Origin of the sequence: Bradyrhizobium sp. OAE829 (genome assembly GCF_040546575.1) — a bacterium.
GTDB lineage: Bacteria > Pseudomonadota > Alphaproteobacteria > Rhizobiales > Xanthobacteraceae > Bradyrhizobium.
Genome location: NZ_JBEPOE010000001.1, coordinates 451,501 through 473,644, shown reverse-complemented (window position 1 = coordinate 473,644; position 22,144 = coordinate 451,501). Strand labels below are relative to the sequence as shown.

Annotated in this window: 18 protein-coding genes and 2 pseudogenes; 10 read left to right on the top strand and 10 right to left on the bottom strand. The window is 61.1% G+C overall.

The features are described 5' to 3' along the window. Positions 1-33 precede the first annotated feature (33 nt). Positions 34-153, top strand: a pseudogene (locus ABIE49_RS02135) (tetratricopeptide repeat protein); the annotation flags it as partial. Positions 154-342: 189 nt separating this feature from the next. Here the strand turns inward: ABIE49_RS02135 and ABIE49_RS02130 are convergent. Beyond that, on the bottom strand, positions 343-792 hold the full coding sequence (locus ABIE49_RS02130) for a hypothetical protein (RefSeq protein WP_192733337.1): 450 nt from the start codon (positions 790-792) through the stop codon (positions 343-345). 184 nt (positions 793-976) lie between these two features. On the opposite strand from ABIE49_RS02130, the gene ABIE49_RS02125 reads away from it, so the two are divergent. Further along, positions 977-1,681, top strand: a complete 705-nt coding sequence (locus ABIE49_RS02125) for a hypothetical protein (protein ID WP_192733336.1) — start codon at positions 977-979, stop codon at positions 1,679-1,681. Positions 1,682-1,845: 164 nt separating this feature from the next. Then, a complete protein-coding gene (locus ABIE49_RS02120) occupies positions 1,846-3,468 on the top strand; it encodes an ABC-F family ATP-binding cassette domain-containing protein (protein ID WP_192733335.1) in 1,623 nt (540 codons plus the stop codon). Between the two features lie 4 nt (positions 3,469-3,472). Here ABIE49_RS02120 and ABIE49_RS02115 read toward each other — a convergent pair whose 3' ends face one another. Then, positions 3,473-4,450 (bottom strand): glycerophosphodiester phosphodiesterase family protein, encoded by a 978-nt coding sequence (locus ABIE49_RS02115; RefSeq protein WP_192733334.1) that lies wholly within the window; start codon positions 4,448-4,450, stop codon positions 3,473-3,475. A 160-nt stretch (positions 4,451-4,610) separates the two neighbouring features. Here ABIE49_RS02115 and ABIE49_RS02110 point away from each other — a divergent pair, with 160 nt between their 5' ends. Continuing rightward, positions 4,611-5,486: an MBL fold metallo-hydrolase gene (locus ABIE49_RS02110; protein WP_192733333.1), complete on the top strand. Its 876-nt coding sequence runs from the start codon at positions 4,611-4,613 to the stop codon at positions 5,484-5,486. A 44-nt stretch (positions 5,487-5,530) separates the two neighbouring features. On the opposite strand, the gene ABIE49_RS02105 is transcribed toward ABIE49_RS02110, so the two are convergent. Next, complete coding sequence (locus ABIE49_RS02105; RefSeq protein ID WP_354067380.1) at positions 5,531-6,646, bottom strand: NAD(P)/FAD-dependent oxidoreductase; 1,116 nt, start codon at positions 6,644-6,646, stop codon at positions 5,531-5,533. A gap of 192 nt (positions 6,647-6,838) precedes the next feature. On the opposite strand from ABIE49_RS02105, the gene ABIE49_RS02100 reads away from it, so the two are divergent. Further along, positions 6,839-7,222, top strand: coding sequence for a cupin (locus ABIE49_RS02100; RefSeq protein ID WP_192733331.1), 384 nt, complete (start codon positions 6,839-6,841; stop codon positions 7,220-7,222). On the opposite strand, the gene ABIE49_RS02095 is transcribed toward ABIE49_RS02100, so the two are convergent. Together ABIE49_RS02095 and ABIE49_RS02090 are read right to left on the bottom strand one after the other, a co-directional pair. Next, the gene (locus tag ABIE49_RS02095) at positions 7,219-7,866 is read right to left on the bottom strand and encodes a DapH/DapD/GlmU-related protein (protein ID WP_192733330.1); all 648 of its coding nucleotides are present in this window, start codon (positions 7,864-7,866) and stop codon (positions 7,219-7,221) included. The genes ABIE49_RS02100 and ABIE49_RS02095 overlap by 4 nt on opposite strands. Before the next feature lie 125 nt (positions 7,867-7,991). Beyond that, a complete protein-coding gene (locus ABIE49_RS02090; protein WP_192733329.1) occupies positions 7,992-10,073 on the bottom strand; it encodes a methyl-accepting chemotaxis protein in 2,082 nt (693 codons plus the stop codon). An 819-nt stretch (positions 10,074-10,892) separates the two neighbouring features. Between ABIE49_RS02090 and ABIE49_RS02085 the strand changes: the two genes are divergently transcribed. After that, positions 10,893-11,891 carry an ABC transporter substrate-binding protein gene (locus tag ABIE49_RS02085; protein WP_192733328.1) on the top strand — a complete coding sequence of 333 codons (999 nt, stop codon included), beginning with the start codon at positions 10,893-10,895 and terminating at the stop codon, positions 11,889-11,891. Positions 11,892-12,018: 127 nt separating this feature from the next. Here ABIE49_RS02085 and ABIE49_RS02080 read toward each other — a convergent pair whose 3' ends face one another. Further along, a complete protein-coding gene (locus tag ABIE49_RS02080) occupies positions 12,019-12,639 on the bottom strand; it encodes a glutathione S-transferase family protein (RefSeq protein ID WP_192733327.1) in 621 nt (206 codons plus the stop codon). A gap of 292 nt (positions 12,640-12,931) precedes the next feature. Then, positions 12,932-14,302: a transposase gene (locus ABIE49_RS02075; protein ID WP_354066552.1), complete on the bottom strand. Its 1,371-nt coding sequence runs from the start codon at positions 14,300-14,302 to the stop codon at positions 12,932-12,934. A gap of 206 nt (positions 14,303-14,508) precedes the next feature. Here ABIE49_RS02075 and ABIE49_RS02070 point away from each other — a divergent pair, with 206 nt between their 5' ends. After that, positions 14,509-14,991, top strand: a complete 483-nt coding sequence (locus ABIE49_RS02070; RefSeq protein WP_354066551.1) for a hypothetical protein — start codon at positions 14,509-14,511, stop codon at positions 14,989-14,991. A gap of 105 nt (positions 14,992-15,096) precedes the next feature. Here ABIE49_RS02070 and ABIE49_RS02065 read toward each other — a convergent pair whose 3' ends face one another. Next, a complete protein-coding gene (locus ABIE49_RS02065; protein ID WP_192739741.1) occupies positions 15,097-15,690 on the bottom strand; it encodes a tyrosine-type recombinase/integrase in 594 nt (197 codons plus the stop codon). A gap of 30 nt (positions 15,691-15,720) precedes the next feature. Here ABIE49_RS02065 and ABIE49_RS02060 point away from each other — a divergent pair, with 30 nt between their 5' ends. From ABIE49_RS02060 to ABIE49_RS02050, 3 genes and pseudogenes are all read left to right on the top strand, one after another. Then, positions 15,721-17,631 carry an adenylate/guanylate cyclase domain-containing protein gene (locus ABIE49_RS02060; RefSeq protein ID WP_192739742.1) on the top strand — a complete coding sequence of 637 codons (1,911 nt, stop codon included), beginning with the start codon at positions 15,721-15,723 and terminating at the stop codon, positions 17,629-17,631. A 30-nt stretch (positions 17,632-17,661) separates the two neighbouring features. Then, a complete protein-coding gene (locus ABIE49_RS02055; protein ID WP_192739743.1) occupies positions 17,662-18,129 on the top strand; it encodes an MAPEG family protein in 468 nt (155 codons plus the stop codon). Positions 18,130-18,242: 113 nt separating this feature from the next. Next, positions 18,243-18,458 (top strand): annotated as a pseudogene (locus ABIE49_RS02050) (IS110 family transposase); the annotation flags it as partial. An 850-nt stretch (positions 18,459-19,308) separates the two neighbouring features. Here the strand turns inward: ABIE49_RS02050 and ABIE49_RS02045 are convergent. Then, on the bottom strand, positions 19,309-19,548 hold the full coding sequence (locus ABIE49_RS02045; protein WP_192739745.1) for a hypothetical protein: 240 nt from the start codon (positions 19,546-19,548) through the stop codon (positions 19,309-19,311). Between the two features lie 116 nt (positions 19,549-19,664). Beyond that, complete coding sequence (locus tag ABIE49_RS02040) at positions 19,665-22,112, bottom strand: heavy metal translocating P-type ATPase (RefSeq protein ID WP_192739746.1); 2,448 nt, start codon at positions 22,110-22,112, stop codon at positions 19,665-19,667. Positions 22,113-22,144 lie beyond the last annotated feature (32 nt).

Sequence of the window (22,144 nt, the reverse complement as noted above, 5' to 3'; positions counted from 1 at the left end):
GCCTTTAATCTGCCTGCCGGTCGACGCAACCCCTACTACGAGCGTGCCGCCGTACTCGGCGATGAAGACGCCAAGATGGCATTGGAGCGGCTGCGATGTCCCTACACAATCAAGGACAAGCGCGGCAACGTGGTGACCAGTCTGTGCTTCTGATTTGCAGCGTGACGTTGGTGTGAGGTCTCGCCACCCGAACAGTCGTCGTACTCCGCGAAAGCGGAGTATCCAGTACGCTGCGGCCTCTCGGCTCTTGCACCAACGTCTCTGGAATACTGGATCACCGGCCTTCCGCCTTCGCTCGTTGAGCTACGGCGGACAGGTCGCGGGTGATGACAGGAGGGCCGACTACTTCATGTAATAGCTGATGTAGTATCGCGCCCGCTGATAGGTCAGTTCCAGATATCCGGGATAATCTCTTGCCGCCAGTTCGACCGCGCGCTTGTAGCGTGCGCCGAACTCGCCCTTGATCTTGTCGAAGTAACCGAAACAGGCATCGTCGAATCTCACCGCGGCGATGATGGCCTGCTTCACTTCCGCTTCATCCAAACCGGGATGGGTGAGTTGCAACCGGTCGAAGGTCAGACCGTCTTCGGGATGATCGTGCTCGAATTTGACCTCGATCGAATTCTCCGCCGCCCGCGACCGGAACACGTCGCGCACGTTCGGCGGCATCGCGCGCCACGCGAGCAAGTCGAGCTTGGAGCACTCCCGCCACAGCAAATAAGCCGCGTCCTTCAACGGCAGCTCACTGGCCTCGGCGATGGTTCGGGCAATGGTCTCTTCATCTTCGGTCATCGGTATCACCGCAATGGAAATCGCCCATTGGTCGGCTGCTGCGGTCAGCCGGTTCACGGCGGCGGTGCCGGCTGCGTGAGGTATGACACGGAAGGCCCAAAACCTGCGCTAAAACGACCGCTGGTACTGCTTCCCCGCCAGTGCTATGCCCCGCGGGATGATTCAATGAAGCTGGAAATCTGCTTTGCTGGACGGGCTTTACAAGGCTGAGTACGGCGTGAACGACGCGTTCGGTCGCAGCATCATGTGCATGCATGAAGGCAAGCTGTTGGGCGGCAATTCCGCCTTCGCGCATCTGGGGACCTACCAGGAAAACGGCGCGGAGATTATCGGCGAGGTCATCACCCAGCGTCATAATGAGGACCCGCATTACAAGCCGCTGATGGACACCGACGTCGCCGCGATCAGCGTGCGGGGTACGACGGATGGCACCAATATCCGCTTCGAAGGCAGCGCCGCGCCGCGGCCGGGAGCATTGTTCTGGGCCAACCTGACCAAACTCGACGACGAGGGGCTGCCGCCTGTCGGTGAAGTCGGACCTGGCGGCATTGTGAACGGGCTCTATTCGATTCACATCCGCGCGCTCGACGGCGTCGATGCCGGCCTGTCCGGCGTCATGCTGCTAATGAACGGCCGCATCCTCGGCGGCGACGCGTTCTTCTATTACCTCGGTTCCTACAGCTCCGCCGATGGCCGCTGGAAAGGCGAGATCCTCAACCAGGAGCACACGCCGGCAAAGGGTGAAAATCTGGTGTTTGGCGGCTATGAGGTCGGTATCGGCTTTTCCGGCACGTGCGACGGCGAGGGCGCGGAACTCGAAGGCATCGCGCTGGCGGGAAAACGCAGCCTGCGGCTGGCCGCCACCCTGAGGTTGATGCGGGCAGCATAATCTTCTTATTTGACGCGTTTTCTTGACGCGAACCGGTGCCGATCTCGCATCAAGTGCGGGACAGGCTTTCGCTAAAAAACGCTATGCCTTGCCCGCCGGAATAGGCTTTCCCCTGCGCCCTACATGGAATAAGAGCGGCCAACAATTTTCATGTTTGGGCAACAATGATCCGTCTCGATAACGTCAGTAAGCAAGTCGGCCACCAGATCCTCTTCATCGAAGCTTCCGCAGCCCTGCAAAAGGGCGAGAAGATCGGCCTTGTCGGCCCGAACGGGGCTGGAAAGACCACGCTTTTCCGGATGATCTCAGGTCAGGAACTGCCCGACGAGGGTCAGGTGTCGCTCGATCGCGGCATTACCATCGGCTATTTCAGCCAGGATGTCGGCGAGATGGCAGGCCGCAGCGCGGTTGCCGAGGTGATGGACGGCGCAGGCCCCGTCAGCGTCGTGGCGGCCGAGCTGAGGGCGCTCGAAGCCGCGATGGCCGACCCGGACCAGGCGGATGAGATGGAAGACATCATCGCCCGCTATGGCGAGGTACAGCACCGCTTCGAGGAACTCGACGGCTATGCGCTGGACGGCCGGGCGCGCGAGGCGCTTTCGGGCCTCGGATTCAGCCAGGAAATGATGGATGGCGACGTCGGCGCGCTGTCGGGCGGCTGGAAGATGCGTGTCGCGCTGGCGCGTATTCTATTGATGCGCCCCGACGTGATGCTGCTGGACGAACCGAGCAACCATCTCGATCTGGAAAGCCTGATCTGGCTGGAGCAGTTTTTGCGCGGCTATGAAGGCGCGCTGCTGATGACTTCGCATGACCGCGAGTTCATCAACCGCATCATCAACAAGGTGGTCGAGATCGACGGCGGCACGCTGACGACTTTTTCCGGCAATTACGAGTTCTACGAACAGCAGCGTGCGCTGAACGAGAAGCAGCAGCAGGCGCAGTTCGAGCGCCAGCAGGCGATGCTGGCCAAGGAGATCAAGTTCATCGAGCGCTTCAAGGCGCGCGCCTCGCATGCGGCACAGGTGCAGAGCCGCGTGAAGAAGCTCGACAAGATCGAGCGTGTCGAGCCGCCGAAGCGGCGCCAGACGGTCGCGTTCGACTTCCTGCCGGCGCCGCGTTCCGGCGAGGACGTCGTCAGCCTGAAGAACGTCCACAAGGGTTATGGCAGCCGCAGCATCTATGAAGGCCTCGACTTCATGATCCGCCGCCGCGAGCGCTGGTGCGTGATGGGCATCAACGGCGCCGGCAAGTCGACGTTGCTGAAACTGGTGGCGGGCTCGACCGAGCCTGATGACGGCACCGTCGTGGTCGGCGGCAGCGTCAAGATGGGCTATTTCGCCCAGCACGCGATGGATCTGCTCGACGGCGAACGCACCGTGTTCCAGTGGCTTGAGGATTGTTTTCCGCAGGCAGGCCAGGGCTCATTGCGCGCGCTGGCCGGCTGCTTCGGATTTTCCGGCGACGATGTCGAGAAAAAATGCCGGGTGCTGTCGGGCGGCGAGAAGGCGCGGCTGGTGATGGCGCAGATGCTGTTCGACCCGCCGAATTTTCTGGTGCTGGACGAGCCGACCAACCATCTGGATCTCGCGACCAAGGAAATGCTGATCAACGCGCTCTCCGAATTCGAGGGCACCATGCTGTTCGTCTCGCATGATCGTCACTTCCTGGCGGCGCTTTCCAACCGCGTGCTGGAATTGACGCCCGAGGGTATCCACCAGTTCGGCGGCGGCTATACGGAGTACGTCGCGCGCACCGGCCACGAAGCGCCGGGCCTGCGGAGCTGACGCGCTATCTCCGTCGCGCCAGCGGGGCGATTGTTTCGATTTCGTTGGTCCAGATGCCACCGGAGTATTTTTCGGGTAGTCGTTGCAGGAGTTCCGGCGTGTCGACGCTGGACGAAAACTCGCCGCCGCTGTAGGGGCCCAGCACGAAGACCGCGCTGTTTGCCGCGTCCATGCGGTTCAGGAATCGGTCCGGCCAGCCCCACAGCCACGGCGCGACATTGATCGGCACCAGAACCATCGCATTTTCGCACGCCCGCGGTACCATGCCGGTCCAGCCATATCCGATGTAGCTGACAAGACAGCTCTTGATGGCCGCGCGTGAAATCGTCCTGATGTCCGGCACCAATCGCCGGACCGCTTCGATCGGCTCGTCGCCGCCATAAACCATGATGAGGCGGCGGCGCTCGGCGGGGAGGGCTCCCAGTACGGCCGCCAGCTTCTCGCCTTCGGATCGATCGCGACTCTTGACGTTGATCAGCAAGTGCTTGTCCGGGAAGGTCGCGAGCGTCTCGCCCAGCGTTGGCATCTGGCCGATGCCCTTGCCGCGGAATGGAAAGGTCTTGCCGTTGTCGGCCGTGTATCCGTAGCCGATGTCGCGTAATTTCAGTTCGGCCATCGCATGCTCGCGGGTAACCCCGCGTCCATCCGTGCGGCAGTCGAGCGTCCAGTCGTGAAATACCGCAAACTCGCCGTCGGTTGTCGGATGGACATCGATCTCGACGATATCCGCGCCGGCCGCAAAACCCGACCGCATCGAACGAATGGTATTCTCCAGATAGTTATGCGTCGGCGGCAACATCCGTGCCGCCGTGCAGGTGTCGTTCTTCAAATCGCGTTCGTCGAAGCGCTGCGCCATGCCCCGGTGTGCGAGAAGGACGGGAGGGCCCTCGCGATGCGCGGTCAGGAGATTGGTGTTGTTGATGTAGATGCAAGCGGCGATTGCAGCGATTGCTGCGGCGACGTACTTTATCTTCTTGCCCAATATTGCACCTCTTTTGAGATGTGCTGCTAAGCAGTATTTCTGTTCGATTTGCGGCGGCGGAAGGCGACAGGACCGGCCAACGCATTGGAGGCACGCGTACACGTCGGCTTGAACCATCAGTGTCTGCCCGATACGCTTCCCGCAAAAATCGGGGGAAACGATGCGGCAGATCAGGATCGGCGACATCACCATCGATGCGGTGATCGAGCGCGAGGGGCCGTGGCGGCGGCCGCAGGATTTCTTCCCGGCCTATGACGACGCGGTCTTCAAGCATCATCTGCCAAAGATGGAGCCGGAATTCTTCGACGCTGCGTCCGGCAAGATGTTCATCACCTACCAGACGTTTGTGGTCCGTACCCCGCGCCATACCATCCTGGTCGACACCTGCACCGGCGAGGACAAGGGCCACCCGCCGCCGTTCGATTTTCCCGGCAAGGAGCGCTGGCGCAACGAACTGTTCGGACTCGGCGTCAGCTTCGAGCAGGTCGACTACGTGTTCTGTACGCATCTGCACATTGACCATACCGGCTGGAACACCACGCTGCGCGACGGGCGCTGGGTGCCGACATTCCCGAATGCGAAGTACATATTCCACAAGAGGGAATACGCGGTGTGGGAAGCCGAATACGCCAAAGGCGCCGAGCCGCCCGGCAAAGTGTTCCGCGACAACTGTCTGCCGATCGTGGAGGCCGGGCAGGCGCTGCTGGTCGACGACGACTATGCGCTGGACGATACCGTCACGCTGACGCCGACGCCGGGGCATTCGCCCTGCCATTGCTGCGTCAACATCTTCTCGAAAGGACGGCGGGCGGTGGTGGCTGGCGACCTGATGCATCACGCGATCCAGTGCCGCGAGCCCGACTGGTCGCCGGGCGTCGACTGGGACCCAAAGCAGTCGGCGGTGTCGCGCCGCACGTTCTTTGCCTCCGTTGCCGGCACCGATACGCTGATCCTGCCTATCCACTTTCCGAACCCGACGGTCGGTTTGATCACGGCCGACGGCGATCGCTTCGATTATCGTTTCAAACGGGATTAGCGCCATAGACTGGCGCAACAGGGACTAAGGCAAGCTCGTGACCATCAGGGTGCGAGCTCTGCTTTGACCTCGCCGAGCAGCGCCATGCCGCCTAACCGACCCAATTCGTCCGAACATTTCGCGCTCTTGCCGTAGCAGCCGAATGCAACCACTACGCGCTCCGAAAGCGGTCCGATGCAGGGCAAGCCGGTGTCGCCAAAGCTGGTCATGCACGGCACCACGCGGCGCTCTTCGAAATGGAGGTCGCGAATACGCGCAAGAATCTGCGTTTGAAGCCGATCGGCAACGTCAATCGATCCGCCCGATCGGAACCAGTCCTTGATATCCGCTTCGCTTTCGAGCGGAAGATCGACCGGATCACCGCCGAGCTTCAACCAGGTTTGGCCGTCCGGATAGGCGATCGGCGGCAGAATATAGGGGTTGTCGCCCTTGGGACCCAAACAAAGCATCGATGGCATTCCGTCCAGGCGTTGAGCCTCCGCCGCACCAAGCCGAAACATCGCCACGGTACGCCCATAGACCGTAACACCCAATGATCGACCGAGAAGCGATTGGGTATGCCCGCCTGCTGCCACGAGGACACGCTCGGCCTCGACACTGCCCGATCTCGTCCGGATCGTCACAGCAGAGCCGCTTTCCGAAATCCCCAGAGCCGGTTCGTCGATGATCCGGGCCCCGGCGCGCTCCGCCGCGATCGTCTGCGCGCGGACCAGGCGGCGCGGGCTGATGTATCCGGCATTGCGCGGCTGGAAATACCCCTGCATTCCCGCCGTCGATCTCAGAAACGGAAATCGCTTCGCGAGCCCCGCATCATGATATGCTTCGCACAGGATTCCGTCTTCGGTGCAGATATTGCCGACCGAATCGACGTTTGTGGTTTCGCTATCGCCAACGTAGAGCGCACCGACTTCCCGGTAGAACGCCACGCCGCTTTCCGCTGCAATCTCGCCGTAGCGCGAAATCGCTGCGCGGTTCATTTGCCGCCAAAATGGCTGCGGATCGTAACTCCGCGTGATACGGCCCTCGTCGTAGTGGCTGCCGAAGACGCCGTCATGGCGTGAAAAATCAGCCGGCTCATCGGGCCCGATCAGTGCAACATCATGGCCCATTTTGGACAGATGCCGTGCCGCCGCCGACCCGATCATGCCACGCCCGATCACCGCAAGTTTGATCGCTTTATTCGCGCTCACGATTAACTCCCGCGCCTTGCCGCTTGTTCTTTAAGACGGGCAATTGGCCCGTACGCAAGTCGATCATGAACAACCTCTCTCGATCCATCACAATCGACAAGTATCATTTTTAATCATGACAACAGCCAGTATAGTCGATGTTACCCAACACAGGACAGCATCATGGATCAGCGCGACCCAAGGACCGGTAAGGAACATCGGGAGTTCTTCAACATCGATCTTTCCTCAGGTTGGGAAACGATCGCGCCGGGTATCGAAGCGAAGACGCTAGCCGGGTCGCTCGATGAAGCTGCCGGCAAGGGGCATCTCAACCGCCTCGCTCGCTGGGCGCCGAATGCCGAGATCGATGCCGTGCGCGCGCACGAGTTTTATGAGGAGGTCGTGGTTATCAGGGGCACGCTCCTTGTGGCCTCGCAGGAGCCGCCACATCGTTTCGAGGCGTTCCACGCTCCGGCTTTCGCCTGCCGCCCTCCGCATGCCAAACACGGCCCCTTCAAGGCAGGTCCGGAAGGCTGTTTGCTGCTTGAGACATCGTTTTTCTACTAGGCGGTACCCGCAGATTGACCCCACCGCGCGCAGAATCCCTCGACGTCGCCGGATTGAAATTCCGGCAGGCGCTGATAGATGGTCTCTGCCGGCCAATTCCACCACGCAATACGTGAGAGCTGCGCGGCGATGTCACGGTTGAAGCGCTCTCGGATCTGCTTTGCCGGAACACCGCCGACAATGGTGTAGGGCGCCACATCGCGCGTGACGACGGCGCCGGCGGCCAGAACGGCGCCGTCGCCGACCGTGACTCCCGGCATCACAATGACGGCGTGACCGATCCAGACATCGTTGCCGATCACGACGCGGTCGGCGCGGCGCTGCCGGAAAAAGCCGTGGTCGCGCTGCGCGTCCGCCGTGTAATATTCGGGGCAATAGGTGAAGCGATGCTGTGACGGGCGGTCGAGGGGATGGTTCGGCGCCCCGATGCGGACTTGCGCCGCGATCGCGCAAAATTTTCCGATCGCTGCGTCCGCGACCATGCAGCCCGGGCCGAGATACGAGTAGTCGCCGAGTTCGGTGTATTCGATGGCGGTATCGCCGAGAACCTCGCAGCAACGGCCGACGGTGACCTCGCGCAATTTGACCGTGGGCTCAACGACGGTTTCGGCGAGTTTTGGGCGCGGCGGTGCCGGTTGGTGCATAGCGACTTGCTCGTCCTCAATCAGGCGGCCCAGTGCCGCTGATGTCATCTACCACAGCTGGCAGACGACCGCGCGTGATGGTTCGGACTTGCAAGCATGCGCTGGCTGCAGCGATCCCGCCTGACTTAGGCGGCGCGAACCTCGCTGAGGAAGCGGTTGACCTGGCCGGCGAGGTCCTTGGACTGCGACGACAATTGCTCGGCTGCGCCCAGCACCTGGGTGGCGGCTGAACCGGTCTCGTCGGCCGCCCGTTGCACGCCGGAGATGTTGGCGTTGACTTCCTGGGTGCCGCGCGCGGCTTCCTGGACGCTGCGGGAAATCTCCTGCGTCGCCGAACCCTGTTCCTCGATTGCCGAGGCAATCGCAATGCCGATCTGGTCGATCTCGGCGATGACGTTGGCGACGTTCTGAATGGCTGTCACCGTCTCGTCGCTAGCGGCCTGAATGGCGGCGATCTGTTCGGAGATTTCGGTGGTCGCTTTCGCGGTCTGGCCGGCCAGCGATTTGACTTCGGAGGCGACGACCGCAAAGCCGCGGCCGGCATCGCCGGCACGTGCGGCCTCGATGGTGGCGTTGAGGGCGAGCAGGTTGGTCTGGGCCGCAATGCTCTGGATCAGCGTGACGACGTCGCCGATCTTCTGCGCGCCTTCGGCCAGCGAGCGGGCGGTGTCGCCGGTGCGGCGCGCATTGTCGACGGCACGGGCCGCGATCTCGGTGGACTGCGCGACCTGGCGGCCGATCTCCGAAATCGAGGAGGTGAGTTCTTCCGTGGCGCTCGCAACGGTCTGGACGTTGGTCGAGGTCTGTTCGGAGGCGGCGGCCACGACACCGGCCTGACGGTTGGTGGCTTCCGCGGTCGAGGACATCGACTGCGCGGTGTCCTCCATGACCGATGATGCTGCAGACAGCCCGCCGACGAGTTCGGTCACCTTGGCTTCAAACCCGCGGGTGAGTTCGTCGAGCACCTGGACGCGCCGCATCTTGACGTCGTTCTCGGCCGCCTTTTCCGCCGACAGGCGTTCGGCCTCGATCATGTTGTCCTTGAAGACGCGCACGGCAGCCGCCATCGCGCCGATCTCGTCGCCGCGCTCGGCGCCCGAGATTTCGTCGGAAACGTTGCCGCTGGCAAGACGCGTCATGGTGGCGGTAAGCTCGACGATCGGTTTGCAGACGCGGCGATAGACCATCAGGATCAGGCCGGCGCTGGCGCCGACAACGGCGATCAGGCCTGCGAGCGCGATGATGAAGCTGAGGCGCGCCGAGGAGTAGGCGGCGCCCAGGACCTCCTCGGCATTGTCGTAGAACGCGTCGCGCAGCGTGATGACCGCGCCGAGGCCCTTTTGCGATTCCGCGAAGAACACATCGACGTCGTGCTCGTATTTGCCGCTGATCGCGCCGTCCTTGACGAGCTTCAGCTCCTTGCCGAACCGATCGACATAAGCCTCGTTCATCTTGCCGAGGGCGGCTGCCACGTTGGCTGGCGTTGCGGGATTGCCGCGCAAATCCTGCAGCGACATCAGGATCTGGTCGGCGCGGCCTTGCGCGCGGCTCAGTTCCATTTTCTCAGGCTCGGTCGCGACGCGGTTGGCGCCGACCAGGTTCTTGTGCAGGCTGGCGTTGTAGCCGCCGACATCGCGCAGCGCCCAGGTGATGTTCGCATAGGTCGCCTGGCGGTAGGCGTCGCCGTCGAGCAGCGCCATGCGGCGGACCTGTTCTTCGAGCAACGCGGTGATGGCGGCGTTGAAGGTCGCGTTATCGGCGACGATCTTTCTGGCGGCGTCCTTGCGGGCATCGGCGGGGCCGGCGATCGCCTTGTCGATGGCCTCGCGCAGGGCGTTGAACTTCGCGTTCAGCGCATCGATGCCGCTGCCGACGGACGCGCCATCGTCGAGCGAGCCGGGTAGCGCCTTGCGGATTACATTCATCTTCGCCAGCGCACCGTTGGTATCCTTGCGGTATTTGTCGAGGTCGGTGAGCATCTTCGGCTCTACCACCGCCGGCCCATACAGGATGTTGGTGGAGAAGCCGCGTTCGGGGTTCATGTAGCGCGGAATGTCGCCGACGGCCCGCACCACTTCGAGCCGGCTCTGGGCGACGGAAACCTTGTCCATGGTCTGGTATTTCGTAACGGCCACATAGACGGCGAGGCCACCGCCCACGGCGGAAAGCGAGACAATGGCGGCGGTCAGGAGGGTACCGATTTTCATGGGATTTGGGCCATTCACGATGGTATGGGAGTGCTGGCCTCCATCCTAAGTGGTGCGCATTAATCTTGGGTTACGGGTGCGGGCAGATGGCCGTCCATCAGCCGTCGCGCCGATCGGCGGCGCGAATTATCTGACATCTGCAACCAGCGCGTTCAAGGCGGCGGTGCCGGCATCGCGCGGCGGGAAAACACACTTGCGCATTCCCGCGGCAGGTTTCGCCCGGGTTGTTCAAATCGTTCGCCCCCAAAAATTCAGAGGGCGCAGGGAATGCCGGATGCGCGCTGCACCCGCGGTCTCGTGTGCGAATAGTGCAAAGAAAGCTGCACACGAGCATACAGGGCAGCGGAGAGTATCCGACATTCCCTGCGCAATGGCTTTACGGCTTATGGCGCGCTCTCCCCGGTGAGACGGTCTCAATTGCCACCGTCGTCCCTCGGAAGCGTTGGCTCCCGCAGGACTTGACGCCGTTACGGGCGCCAGGACCACACGCTTTCGCCGTACGCTTCAGCCACGACCGTCAATCGCAACATCAGCGTCCACCGCATCCCCGTCCCTCGTCGTGACGACGGCCGACGCCCCTCTGAGTGGGACGGGATGGCTATTGATGTGCCGGTGATTTGGGGTGGAAGGAAAGGGAAATATTTGTGATTTACAGAAATTTAGGGCTTGACATGATTTCGATAAATCAGAATTGATTTGCCCGTCGCGCTAATTTGTCGCGGCCTTTCCCTATCGATTCCGCATGCCGCCGACAACACCTTCCAAGCATCGGGCTTGGACAGATACACTTCCCCGGCATCCTGATCCTGGGAGGCGGGCATGAGAAGGCGCGCGTTCATTGGGCTAATCGGCGGCGCGGCCGTGTCTCCAATCGCTGGGTGGGCGCAGCAGCCAGCAAAGATGAAGCGGCTCGCACTAGCCGACCCTGCGCTAAAGGTTGCCGACATGCGGATTGGAGGCGACCCGGGTTACACGTCGGGTCTTCGGGAACTCCAGCGCCTTGGTTATATCGAAGGTCAGAATTTGATCATCGACCGGTTTTCGGCTGACGGGAAAGGGGAATATGGCGACCTCGCATCCAAAATCGTCAACGCGCATCCAGACGTGATCTTTGCTTTGGGTACGTCGATCACACTCGCATTGAAAGCGGCGACCAGCACAATTCCCATCGTTGCCATGACTGGCGATCCGATTCGATTTGGAGTGGTATCCAGCCTGTCGCATCCGGGCGGAAACGTTACGGGGGTTAGCGTTGATGCTGGCGTTGAACTTTGGGGTAAGCGTCTTGAACTGCTTGCCGAAGCCATCCCAAAAGCTCGCAACGTGCTTTTCGTCTCAACGCAAGCGGGTTGGGAGGCTGCGGGCGGCAAGGAGACGCGGGAGGTCGCTCAAAGACTCGGTATTGCGTTAGCGCATGCGCCCGTATCCACTCCGGTCACTGAACAGGCATACAGCGACGCTTTTCAAGCCATCCAGCGGGACCAAGTCGATGGACTTGTGATTGCAAATATTACTATCGCCTACGCTCATCGCTTTCTTCTCGTTAAACTCGCCCAGCAAATCGGTCTCCCGACGATGTTTGCTTTTCGCGAGCAGGTGGAAGCCGGAGGATTGATGTCTTATTCCATGGACCACAAGAACGCCGTTCGGGTCGCTATTGCGCAGGTGGCTGAGGTATTGCGCGGTAGCAAACCAGGCGAGATGCCGTATGTCCAAGGGACGCGATACGAGTTTGTGATTAACCTGAAGGCCGCAAAGGCAATAGGTCTCACGATTCCTCCGGCATTACTCGCCCGCGCCGACGAGGTGATCGAATAAGTCGCCTATTGGCACTTCTGAGACATGATAAGGCACCGGACCGGAGTCCGCCTTTAACATCGCAAGCGGACCTCTCTACTCAAGTCAGCGTAAAGGCCGCCTTTTTAAATTCCGGGCCCAGCCCAGGCTAGGGAACGGCCGCGGCGCGCTGGAACGCTGGCCGCGCAAGCAGGCGCTCACGATAGGCCGTGGCGCGGGGACCGAGCAGCGAGGCGAAGTCGGGCTTTCCCATGTGGTTGAGCGGATAGCCAACCGAAATGTCAGCAAGCGTCATCCGCCCCGCCACCAGGAAGTCACGCCCCTCCAGCCGCTGCTCGAGTAGCTTTGCCCGCATCGAGAGCGAGTGGCGCGCGTCGGACAGCACGGCATCGATGCCGGCCTGCATCTCCGGCGTCTTGTTGCGGATACGTCTGATGCGCGCCATCGCGGAGAGCGGCGCCTGCAGAGTCGCCTCGCCGTACAACAGCCATTGCACGAACTCCGGCCGCTCCGGCTCGTCCGGCGCCACGACCAGGTCGGAACCATGCCTGGCGGCGAGGTATTCGCAGATCGCCAGCGATTCGTAGATCGCCCGGTCGCCGTCGATCAGGGCGGGCAGCGTGCCGGCCGGATTGATCGCGAGATACTCGGGCTCCTGCAGCCGCGGCCGAACACCCAGAGACTTCACTTCGACCGTGGCGCCGATCTCCTCCAGCGTCCACAGCACGCGGAGCGAGCGCGAGGTGGGCACGTGATAGAGCGTGGCCATCAGTCGACCCTCTCCAGCAGCCGCGCGCAGAGATAGGTGCGCGGCATCAGCGACGAATAGTAGATCTGCTCATAGGCGGCGTGCGAATATCCGACCACATCGGCTGTAAAATCGGATTGTAGAAGGTCTCATCCGACAGGGCAATGACGCGGCCAACGTGGCGCGTACATGTCTGCTTCTGGCAGATTTTGTTGCAAAAGTCGGCTGTGACCGATGATGTCGTTCGGCCATTTGACTTCGGGCGACGGGGTTTGGTCCCTCGACCCTGACACTCTCTACGCAACTATTACGCTTACGCAATACAGAGAGCCCGAGCGGGTGGCGGTCGCGCAACCAGCGATGCGAGCCGCCGCAGGTTCTGGGCGATGGCAGCCAGAACGAACTCATCCTGGGCGCCTCGTGGACCGCGCAGTCGAAGGCGGCCGAGCTTCAGGATGCGCTTGAGGTGCGCAAACCGCATCTCGATCTTCTTGCGCTCACGGCGTGACTGCTCGAAGGCTTCAGTCTCCGCAAGCGAACGGGCAACATCTCGGGCGTGTTCATGGATGTCGCGCGGGATCTTGCGCGATGGGTCTTTCGGACAGCATTGCGGTTTGAGCGGACATACATCGCAGTCGAGTTTGCTGGCGCGATATAGAAGTGTCTTGCCCTCGTGCACGGTGCCGCTCGTTCCGAGCTGCTTCCCGCCCGGGCAGTGGTAGACGTCGCTGGTCGGATCATATCGAAAGTCGCTGCGCGAGAGGGTGCCGTCATCTCTCTTCGACTTGTCGAACACGGGGATATGTGGCGCGATGCCTTTCTCCTCGACCAGCCAGTTCAGCATCGGAGCTGCCCCGTAAGCGGTATCTCCGACAAGCCGTTCCGGCTTAAGGCCGAAGCGTTCCTCTGTTCGCTCGATCATGGTCTTTGCCGCGCCGACCTCGGCCTGTCGAATGGAGCGGGAGGCCTCGACGTCAACGATCACGCCGAACTTCACGTCGATGAGATAGTTGTCGGAGTAAGCGAAGAATGCCGGCCCCTTGTGCGCCCCGGTCCACTGGGCCGCGGGATCGGACGGCGAGACGAACTTTGGCACAACGTCGCTGGCGGCGCCCCACGCCGTATCGTCGAGGGTCGCCAGATACTCCTTCACAGCGCGGCTTGATCTCGCCGGATCACGATCCCTGCGCCAATCCTGACCTGCGATTGAGCGCTGCTTGTTGGCATCGGCTTGGATCAGGCTCGCATCGACGGCGAAGCCTTCGCCGCCAACCAGACCGGCCGCAATGCACGCCTCGACGACCCGCTCGAACACCCGGCGAAAAATATCCCCCTCGCGAAAACGCTCGTTCCGGGCACGCGAAAACGCCGAATGATCCGGGACAGCATCCTCGATACCGAGCTTGCAGAACCAGCGATAGGCCAGGTTCACCTGCACTTCACGACAGATCAATCGCTCCGAGCGGATCGCAAACACATACCCCACCACCAGCATCCGGATCATCAGTTCCGGGTCGATCGATGGACGACCCATCGACGAATAATGAGGCGCAAGCTCGCTGCGAAGCCACGACAGATCGAGCGCAGTGTCGATCTTCCGCACCAGATGATCTTCGGGGACCGCATCGCCAAGACGAAACTCGTAGAACAGTTGACCTTGGTCACTCTGCAGACGGCCCATCATGGATCGACCTCACCGAGAATCGCGTAACCTCAACGGAATCACGCTTCGCGGCCTGTCTCAACTGACTTTTGCAACAAAATCGGCACCTTTGAGACATGCCTGCCTACCCTGAGATGTCCGTTGACCGGGGTAGACCGGAAGTCGCCGCGGTCCGGCCAAACCGACGCGAATGACCCAAAGCGGCCATTCTGCAAACGCGTAAGATTTTGCAATTGCTCGGTAACTTTCGGGCGCTATTGGTAGTCGCCGCCTGGTATGACAATCCAACCGCGCCCCGCAAAATGAGAACGCATCTCGAATTCGTCTCCACAGCGTTTCCGCCTGAGCCTGGCGAAGATGAACGGGTCAATCCCGGGCTGCATGGGAAACGACTGGCACACTTCTTGTCGGAGGAGCTACCGCGGCACGGCTTCGCGGTTTCGCGCGTGGGTCCGGAGGACTGGGGGTGGCGGATCGATCTCGAAAATCCTGTTTTTCCCCTCTGGTTCGGATGCGGCAACTACCAGGAGTACGAGAACGGCTTCCTGTGTTTCATCGAACCTTCGCGTCCTTTCGTTCGACGGCTACTGAAGAGGATCCCAACAACCGACACGGTCGAACGTCTTGCCGCTGCTCTGCAGATGATTTTGGAGCAGAGCGGCAAGGCGCAGCAGATGCGTTGGTGGAGCGAAGGCGAGATGCCTCGCTGACCGAAACGCCGGCCGAAGCCATTGCAGCCGATAGTCCAAGGTCTGCTCTTGGCACAAACCGGCGGTTAGAGGTCGGGCAGAGCATGTCCGCTCTGCCCGGGTATTTCAGACGTCAACTTGTTCCGCTATTGCGAGGGCATCGTCTACTTCGATGCCGAGATATCGGACCGTGCTTTCGATCTTGGTGTGTCCAAGCAGAAGCTGAACGGCCCTGAGATTGCCAGTCCGCCGGTAAATTAGGGTAGCTTTTGTACGGCGCAGTGAATGCGTCCCGAACAGCCTCGGGTCCAATCCGACGCTGCCGATCCATGCGGAGACGAGGCGGGCATATTGGCGTGTTGTCATGTTGCGGTCAGGACCGCGACGACCGGTGAACAAGAACTCGCCGGGCCGTTTGCCAGTGGCCTTCAGATAATCATCGACCGCCTGGCGGGTCTGCTCGCTCAATTCAAATCTGACAGGCCGCCCGGTTTTCTTTTGCCGGACCGTTGCGCGATCCGCCGTATATCCGCCGGCAGAGATATCCTCAACCCGGATAGTGACAACATCGCAGCCTCGAAGCTTGCTGTCGATCGCCAGATTGAACATAGCCAGATCGCGAGCGCGGCCCTCGATCTGGAGTTTCGTCCGGATCGACCAGACGTGTTTGGGTCGCAGCGGCGGCTTCGCGCCGGTCAGCTTTCCCTTGTTCCACGGCAAACGCCCTGTAGCGTTTGACCCGGAAGGGCATTGAGCGAACCCTCAGATCAGGCTAAGAATATGCCGTTTGGAATTATTTTTGGCCGCCTTCCAGGATACGCCATCTGGCTTAAGCCATGTATCGCGGTTTCTTTGGCAAGTTCGCTGTTTCTAGTGAAAACTTTCATGATTGAGCCTCGCGTCAATCGCAAGCTTTCAGCAGTCCTTGCTGCCGATGTGGTTGGCTATTCGCGTCTGATGGGGGCAGACGAGGTCGGCACACTGGCTGCGCTCAAGCGGCACCACGAGGTTGTCTTTGATCCGGCGATCGCCGTCCATAACGGGCGCATCGTGAAGCTGATTGGCGACGGTACGCTCGTTGAATTTGGTAGCGTCATCGATGCCGTGAATTGCGCGCTCGCGGTGCAGCGTACGGGCGTGGCGATCTCAAACGAAGAGGCGCCCAAGCCTGTTATCGTGCTTCGAATCGGCATCAATCTGGGTGATGTCATTCTTGAGAGCGATGACATATACGGCGATGGCGTCAACATCGCCGCACGCCTGGAGGCTCTTGCTGAGCCGGGCGGCATCTGCGTCTCGTCCGTTGTCCACGAAAGCATCGGCAAGCGGGTTGACGTTAGTTTTCGAGACGGCGGCGAAATCCACGCCAAGAATATCGACCGTCCAATTCACATCTGGACCTGGCATCCCCGAGATGCAGCCGCGACCGTCCAAACGTTCCATACTCCCAACCCGGCACCCCACATCAGGAAATCGTCAATCGCCGTCTTGCCGTTCACGAACATGTCGGGCGATCCGGAACAGGAGTTTTTCTCCGACGGGATCAGTGAAGACATCATTACTGACCTATCGAAGATTTCTGGGCTAACGGTCATCGCGCGGAATTCCAGCTTCACTTACAAGGGGCGCGCGGTCGATATCCGCGCCGTCGGTCGCGACCTCGGCGTCGGCACGGTGCTCGAAGGCTCTGTACGCCGTGCTGGGGCCCGGCTGCGGATCACAGCGCAGCTGATCGACGCCGCAACTGGCGCACACCTCTGGGCCGAACGCTTCGACAGAAATATGTCCGACCTGTTCGAAGTTCAGGACGACATTACGAGCCGGATCGTCGAGGCGCTAAAGGTAACCATGAGCCCCTCCGAAAAGGCCCGCGTCGCGGGCAGCGGCACCGGCAATATCGATGCCTACGACTGCTTCCTTCGCGGGCGCGATCTGATCGCGATCGGCAAAACGCAGAGCCGCGAAGTGTTCGAACAGGCACGCGATTTCTTGCTCCAGGCGATCGAACTGGATGGCGACTATGCGCAGGCCTATGCGGCGCTCGCCGTTGCTTACGTGCTCAACCATCAAAACCGTTGGACGGCGGATTCGAACACTGCGCTCCGGCAGGCGAAGCAAGCCGCAGATCGGGCGATCGAAAAGGACCCTCAAGAGCTCTTGGCGCGGTCCGTTGCGGCACTCGTCGCGACTTTCGAGGCAGACCTCGCACGGGCAAAGTCCGAGGCGGAAATCGCGTTGACCCTCAACCCAAATTCAACCGAAGCCTATTTGTGCCTCGGCAACATCTACATCTTTTCGGGGCAACCGCTGGAAGCGATACCTCTGATCGAAAAGGCTATGCGACTCGACCCTACCTGCACGCAGCAGCCCCTGCATCTGCTCGGTGTCGCCAATCTCCTTGCGGGCAAATACGAAACGGCTGCTGCATTGCTGAAGCATCGTATCCTGATGGTACCCAAGACGGATTTTTCCCGGGCCGTTCTTGCATCTGCCCTTGGCCATCTCGGAGAAATCGAGGAAGCCCAGCGCGTCTGGCGCGAACTGATGGAGATTAACCCGCATTATACTTTCAAAAATCACTACGAGCGGCAGCCCTTTGTAAATATGGATGATGTCCGCAGGATTGCCGATGGCCTGGACAGAGCCGGACTGTTGCATTGATCACGTTCGCTTGCCGTTGGATCGAGGAATATGGACAAGCTAGATCTGAAAGACCCGGTGTTCGCTACCTACGTCATCGCGGCGACGATCATGATTCTTAAAGCCGTTAGCATGTCCTGGCTGACGGTGCTTCGGATGACACAAGAGAAGGGCGGTTTCCGCTCACCGGAAGACCTCAGGAAGACACGCCTCAACCCCGAGCCCAATCCAAAGCAGCTCGAGCCGAACGAGCGCGTTGAGAGAATCCGGCGGATTTTGTTGAATGACGTCGAGAATCTTCCGTTTTTCCTCGTAGCCGGCTTCCTTTTTGTTTTGACCGAGCCATCATTGCTGCTGGCCCGTTTGCTTTTCTATGGTTACGTAATTTCGCGACTATTGCATTTTGCCGCTTACTTTACAGCGCAGACTCATGACACACGCGCCACCTTCTGGACCATCGGCTCCTTAATCCTGATCTTCATGACCTGCCGGACGTTGGTCGCCGCATTAGGTTGGTAAGTTTAGGCGCGGCGTGTGAGTCCGCTTTGATGCTGCGGACGGCTCCTCCAGCCGGCACGCGAGTGCCACGGACTCGGGGCTGATAGGGCTCCCGCGATCTGGAGGAGCTATCTATGCAGACGATCACGACAATCGGACTGGATATTGCGAAATCAGTTTTTCGGGTTCACGGCGTTGATGCTGGCGGTCAGATAGTGATCCGCCGTCAATTGAAGCGCCGGTTCGTGCTGGCGTTCTTTGAGAAATTGCCGCCGTGCCTGGTTGGGATCGAGGCGTGTGCCTCATCGCACCATCGGTCCCGTGAGTTGCAGGCGCTGGGTCATACGGTGGGATGCCGCCGGCCTTGTCGCCTACGGCACCAATTTGCCGGACACACGGCGGCAAGCATGTATCTATGTCGGCCGGATATTGAAGGGCGAAAAGCCCTCTGAACTGCAGGTTGGCAGCCTACCAAGTTCGAACTGGTAATAGATCTCAAGACGGCAAAACAACTTGGCATCGAGGTCCCGGCAACGCTGCCCAGCCGCGCGCCGACGAGGTGATCGAGTGAGACAAAAACTTGTGCAGTGTATGAGTCCGCTTGTGGCACTTTTCGGACATCACCGGCCTAGCTGATAATGTCCGCTCACGGGATTGAAGCGGGCATCGAGCATTCGCAGTTCGAGGTCAGCTTCTGGGGTTGGGCGCCCATAAGGATTATCAAGCAGCAATCGAGAGGCTCCGCAGGGACGCGGCAGAGAAGCGATGAAGGCCAGCAAGGAATCGGGTTAGACTGGGCTATCGCGTGACGCCGGGATACACGCTGAACCCCGCATCGTCGGCGCTCTCCGACAAGGCGACCCCGCTTGGGGGCCATGGGGGCGGAGCAAGGGTCAACCCTGTCGGAAGCGCGCTGGCCCGTCCTCTCGCAAAGAACAATCCGGCACACTCGGTAATTAGGTCAACCTTCCCCTTTCGCGCTATTGACCTAAGGGGCACCAAATAGAAAACTGAAGCTCGTTGAAGCATCCAAATCCGCTAAACTCATGAGTTTGCGATTGGCACAAACTGCACATGCCATAACTCCCAAGCGAGCGTAGGCTACGGAACACGCAGGGGGAGAGTACATGCCGTGTGCTCCCCGGCATCACCGGCGCAGCGTGACCGTTGCAAGCGACGGATGGGTCAAGACTTCGCGCTTCAGCGGTCCTCTTCGTCCGTCTTTCGCGGCGAGGATTTGCGCGATGGGGTGGGCGCGCCGAGTTCCTGGCAGGGCAGTTCGGTCCACGATCCATCTGATGTCTGCTGGTAGGAATGGCAGGACGATGACGCCGGCTGCTCGCTGGTCTTCGGCGTCTCGGCGTTTTTGGCAAGCCCGGGTACTGCCGCCGCGAGCAGGGCGGCTGTCGTCGCCACAAAGATCGCGTGTCCTAACCGCATGGGAATTCCCCTTTTTGAAAACAGAGTTCCTTTCGTAGCGGACATTGTGGAATTTTTTGGACAGGCGTTGCGCGCGCGATAGTTTGATTAATAATCTCCAAATCGTGCGCGATCGTTCACAGCCGCGTGACGCGCAACCGCAGGGCGTTGCCGACGACGCTGACCGACGACAGCGCCATGGCCGCGGCGGCAATGATCGGCGACAGCAGGATGCCGAAACCGGGATAGAGGATGCCCGCGGCAATCGGGATGCCGGCGGCGTTGTAGATGAAGGCGAAGAACAGGTTTTGCCGGATGTTGCGCATGGTCGCCTGCGACAGTTTTCGTGCACGGACGATGCCGCCGAGGTCGCCCTTCAAGAGCGTGATGCCGGCACTTTCCATCGCCACGTCGGTGCCGGTTCCCATGGCGATACCGACTTCGGCTGCCGCCAGCGCCGGGGCGTCGTTGACGCCATCGCCGGCCATGGCGACGATCCGCCCCGCCTTCTGCAGCCTGGCGACCACGGCGCTCTTCTGATCCGGAAGCACTTCGGCCTCGACGTCTGATATGCCGAGTTGCCGTGCGACCGCTTGCGCGGTGGTCCTGTTATCGCCGGTCAGCATGATGACCTTGATGCCTTCTTCCGCCAGCGCCTTCAACGCCGCTTGTGTTGAAGCCTTGACGGGATCGGCGATGGCGAACAATCCGGCAAGTTTGCCGTCCACCGCGATATTGATGACGGTGGCGCCATCGGCGCGCATGCGCTCGGCATCGGAATCCAGCGTATGGGTATCGACGCCAAGCGAATTCAGGAACTTCGAATTGCCGAGCAGAACCGATTTGCCGTCGACCTTGCCAGTTGCACCTTTGCCCGTCGGCGAGTCGAACGCCTCGACCTTGCCGAGTTTCAGTCGACGTTCCCTGGCGGATCGCACGATGGCGTCGGCGAGCGGATGCTCGCTGGCAAGCTCGACGCTGGCGGCGAGCCGCAGGATTTCGTTCTCGTCGAATCCCGAGGTCGCCACGACTGCTGTAACCTTCGGCTTGCCTTCGGTCAGCGTGCCGGTTTTGTCGACCACCAGCGTGTCGACCTTTTCCATGCGCTCCAGGGCTTCGGCGTTCTTGATCAGCACGCCGGCCTGCGCGCCGCGCCCGACGCCGACCATGATCGACATCGGCGTCGCAAGGCCGAGCGCGCAGGGGCAGGCGATGATGAGCACGCTCACGGCGGCGACGAGACCGAACGCCATGCGCGGTTCCGGCCCGAAATATGACCAGACGCCGAAGGCGATCGGCGCCACGGCAATGACCGCGGGCACAAACCAGCCCGCAACCTGATCGGCGAGCCGCTGGATCGGCGCGCGCGAGCGCTGCGCGTCCGCCACCATCTTGACGATCTGGGACAGCAGCGTGTCGCGGCCGACTTTCTCCGCGCGCATCACGAACCCGCCCGATTGGTTCAGCGTGCCGGCGATCACCTTTGCCCCGGCTTCCTTGGCGACCGGCATGGATTCGCCTGTTACCAGCGACTCATCGAGCGAGGAGCGGCCTTCGAGAATGACACCATCGACCGGCACTTTTTCGCCGGGACGGACGCGCAAGATGTCGCCGACCACGAGGCTGTCGATTTCGACTTCATGGTCGGCGCCGTCCTCGCTGATGCGGCGGGCGGTCTTCGGCGCCAATTGCAGCAGGGCCTTGATGGCGCCCGACGTCGCCTCGCGGGCGCGCAGCTCGAGCACCTGGCCGAGCAGGACGAGCACGGTGATGACGGCAGCGGACTCGAAATAGACCGCGACCGCGCCGCCATGGCCGCGGAAGGCGGCCGGGAAAATTTGCGGGGCTATGGTCCCGACCAAGCTGTAGAGATACGCGACCCCGGTGCCGACGGCGATCAGCGTGAACATGTTGAGATTGCGCGTCAGCAGCGATTGCCAGCCGCGCACGAAGAAGGGCCAGCCGGCCCAAATGACGACAGGCGTCGCGAATGCGAGTTGAATCCAGTTTGACAGCGCCGGGTCGACGAGGCCGTGACCGCCGACCAGATGCCCACCCATCTCCAGCAGCACCGGCGGAACGGATAGCACGAGGCCGATCCAGAACCGCCGCGTCATGTCGGCGAGTTCGGGGTTCGGCGGCGTATCGAGGCTCGCAACCTCCGGCTCCAGCGCCATGCCGCAGATCGGGCAACTTCCAGGCCCGACTTTACGGATCTCTGGATGCATCGGGCAGGTGTAGATCGCGCCGTCGTCGGCGCGGTGGGGAACGTCGGGCTTGGCCGATGATTTCTCGAGATACTTCCTTGGATCGGCGGCGAATTTGGTTCTGCAGCCCGCCGAGCAGAAGTGAAAGGTGTTCTCCTGGTGGTCGAAGCGGTGCTTGCTGGTCGCGGGATCGACCGTCATTCCGCAGACGGGATCGAGTACCTTGGCAGCGGCGTGGTGATCATGATGGCTGTGGTGCCCGTGATCGGTGTGGGCGTGATGATCGTGGCCACTGCAACACGAGTTGGAAGTTGCGCCGTCCGGATTGACCTTCGTGTCCGGGGTCTTGCTTGCCGGGTTCTTGTCGTGGTGGCTCATCGCGAATGCAGTCCCTTGCAACCCATACCCTG

Excerpts from the sequence above, each read along its gene's own strand:
- ABIE49_RS02100 (WP_192733331.1), top strand. The coding sequence starts at position 6,839 with ATGGATCAGCGCGACCCAAGGACCGGTAAGGAACATCGGGAGTTCTTC.
- ABIE49_RS02085 (WP_192733328.1), top strand. The coding sequence starts at position 10,893 with ATGAGAAGGCGCGCGTTCATTGGGCTAATCGGCGGCGCGGCCGTGTCT.
- ABIE49_RS02055 (WP_192739743.1), top strand. The coding sequence starts at position 17,662 with ATGGACAAGCTAGATCTGAAAGACCCGGTGTTCGCTACCTACGTCATC.
- ABIE49_RS02045 (WP_192739745.1), bottom strand. The coding sequence starts at position 19,548 with ATGCGGTTAGGACACGCGATCTTTGTGGCGACGACAGCCGCCCTGCTC.
- ABIE49_RS02095 (WP_192733330.1), bottom strand. The coding sequence starts at position 7,866 with ATGCACCAACCGGCACCGCCGCGCCCAAAACTCGCCGAAACCGTCGTT.
- ABIE49_RS02110 (WP_192733333.1), top strand. The coding sequence starts at position 4,611 with ATGCGGCAGATCAGGATCGGCGACATCACCATCGATGCGGTGATCGAG.
- ABIE49_RS02080 (WP_192733327.1), bottom strand. The coding sequence starts at position 12,639 with ATGGCCACGCTCTATCACGTGCCCACCTCGCGCTCGCTCCGCGTGCTG.
- ABIE49_RS02120 (WP_192733335.1), top strand. The coding sequence starts at position 1,846 with ATGATCCGTCTCGATAACGTCAGTAAGCAAGTCGGCCACCAGATCCTC.
- ABIE49_RS02130 (WP_192733337.1), bottom strand. The coding sequence starts at position 792 with ATGACCGAAGATGAAGAGACCATTGCCCGAACCATCGCCGAGGCCAGT.
- ABIE49_RS02075 (WP_354066552.1), bottom strand. The coding sequence starts at position 14,302 with ATGATGGGCCGTCTGCAGAGTGACCAAGGTCAACTGTTCTACGAGTTT.
- ABIE49_RS02040 (WP_192739746.1), bottom strand. The coding sequence starts at position 22,112 with ATGAGCCACCACGACAAGAACCCGGCAAGCAAGACCCCGGACACGAAG.
- ABIE49_RS02090 (WP_192733329.1), bottom strand. The coding sequence starts at position 10,073 with ATGAAAATCGGTACCCTCCTGACCGCCGCCATTGTCTCGCTTTCCGCC.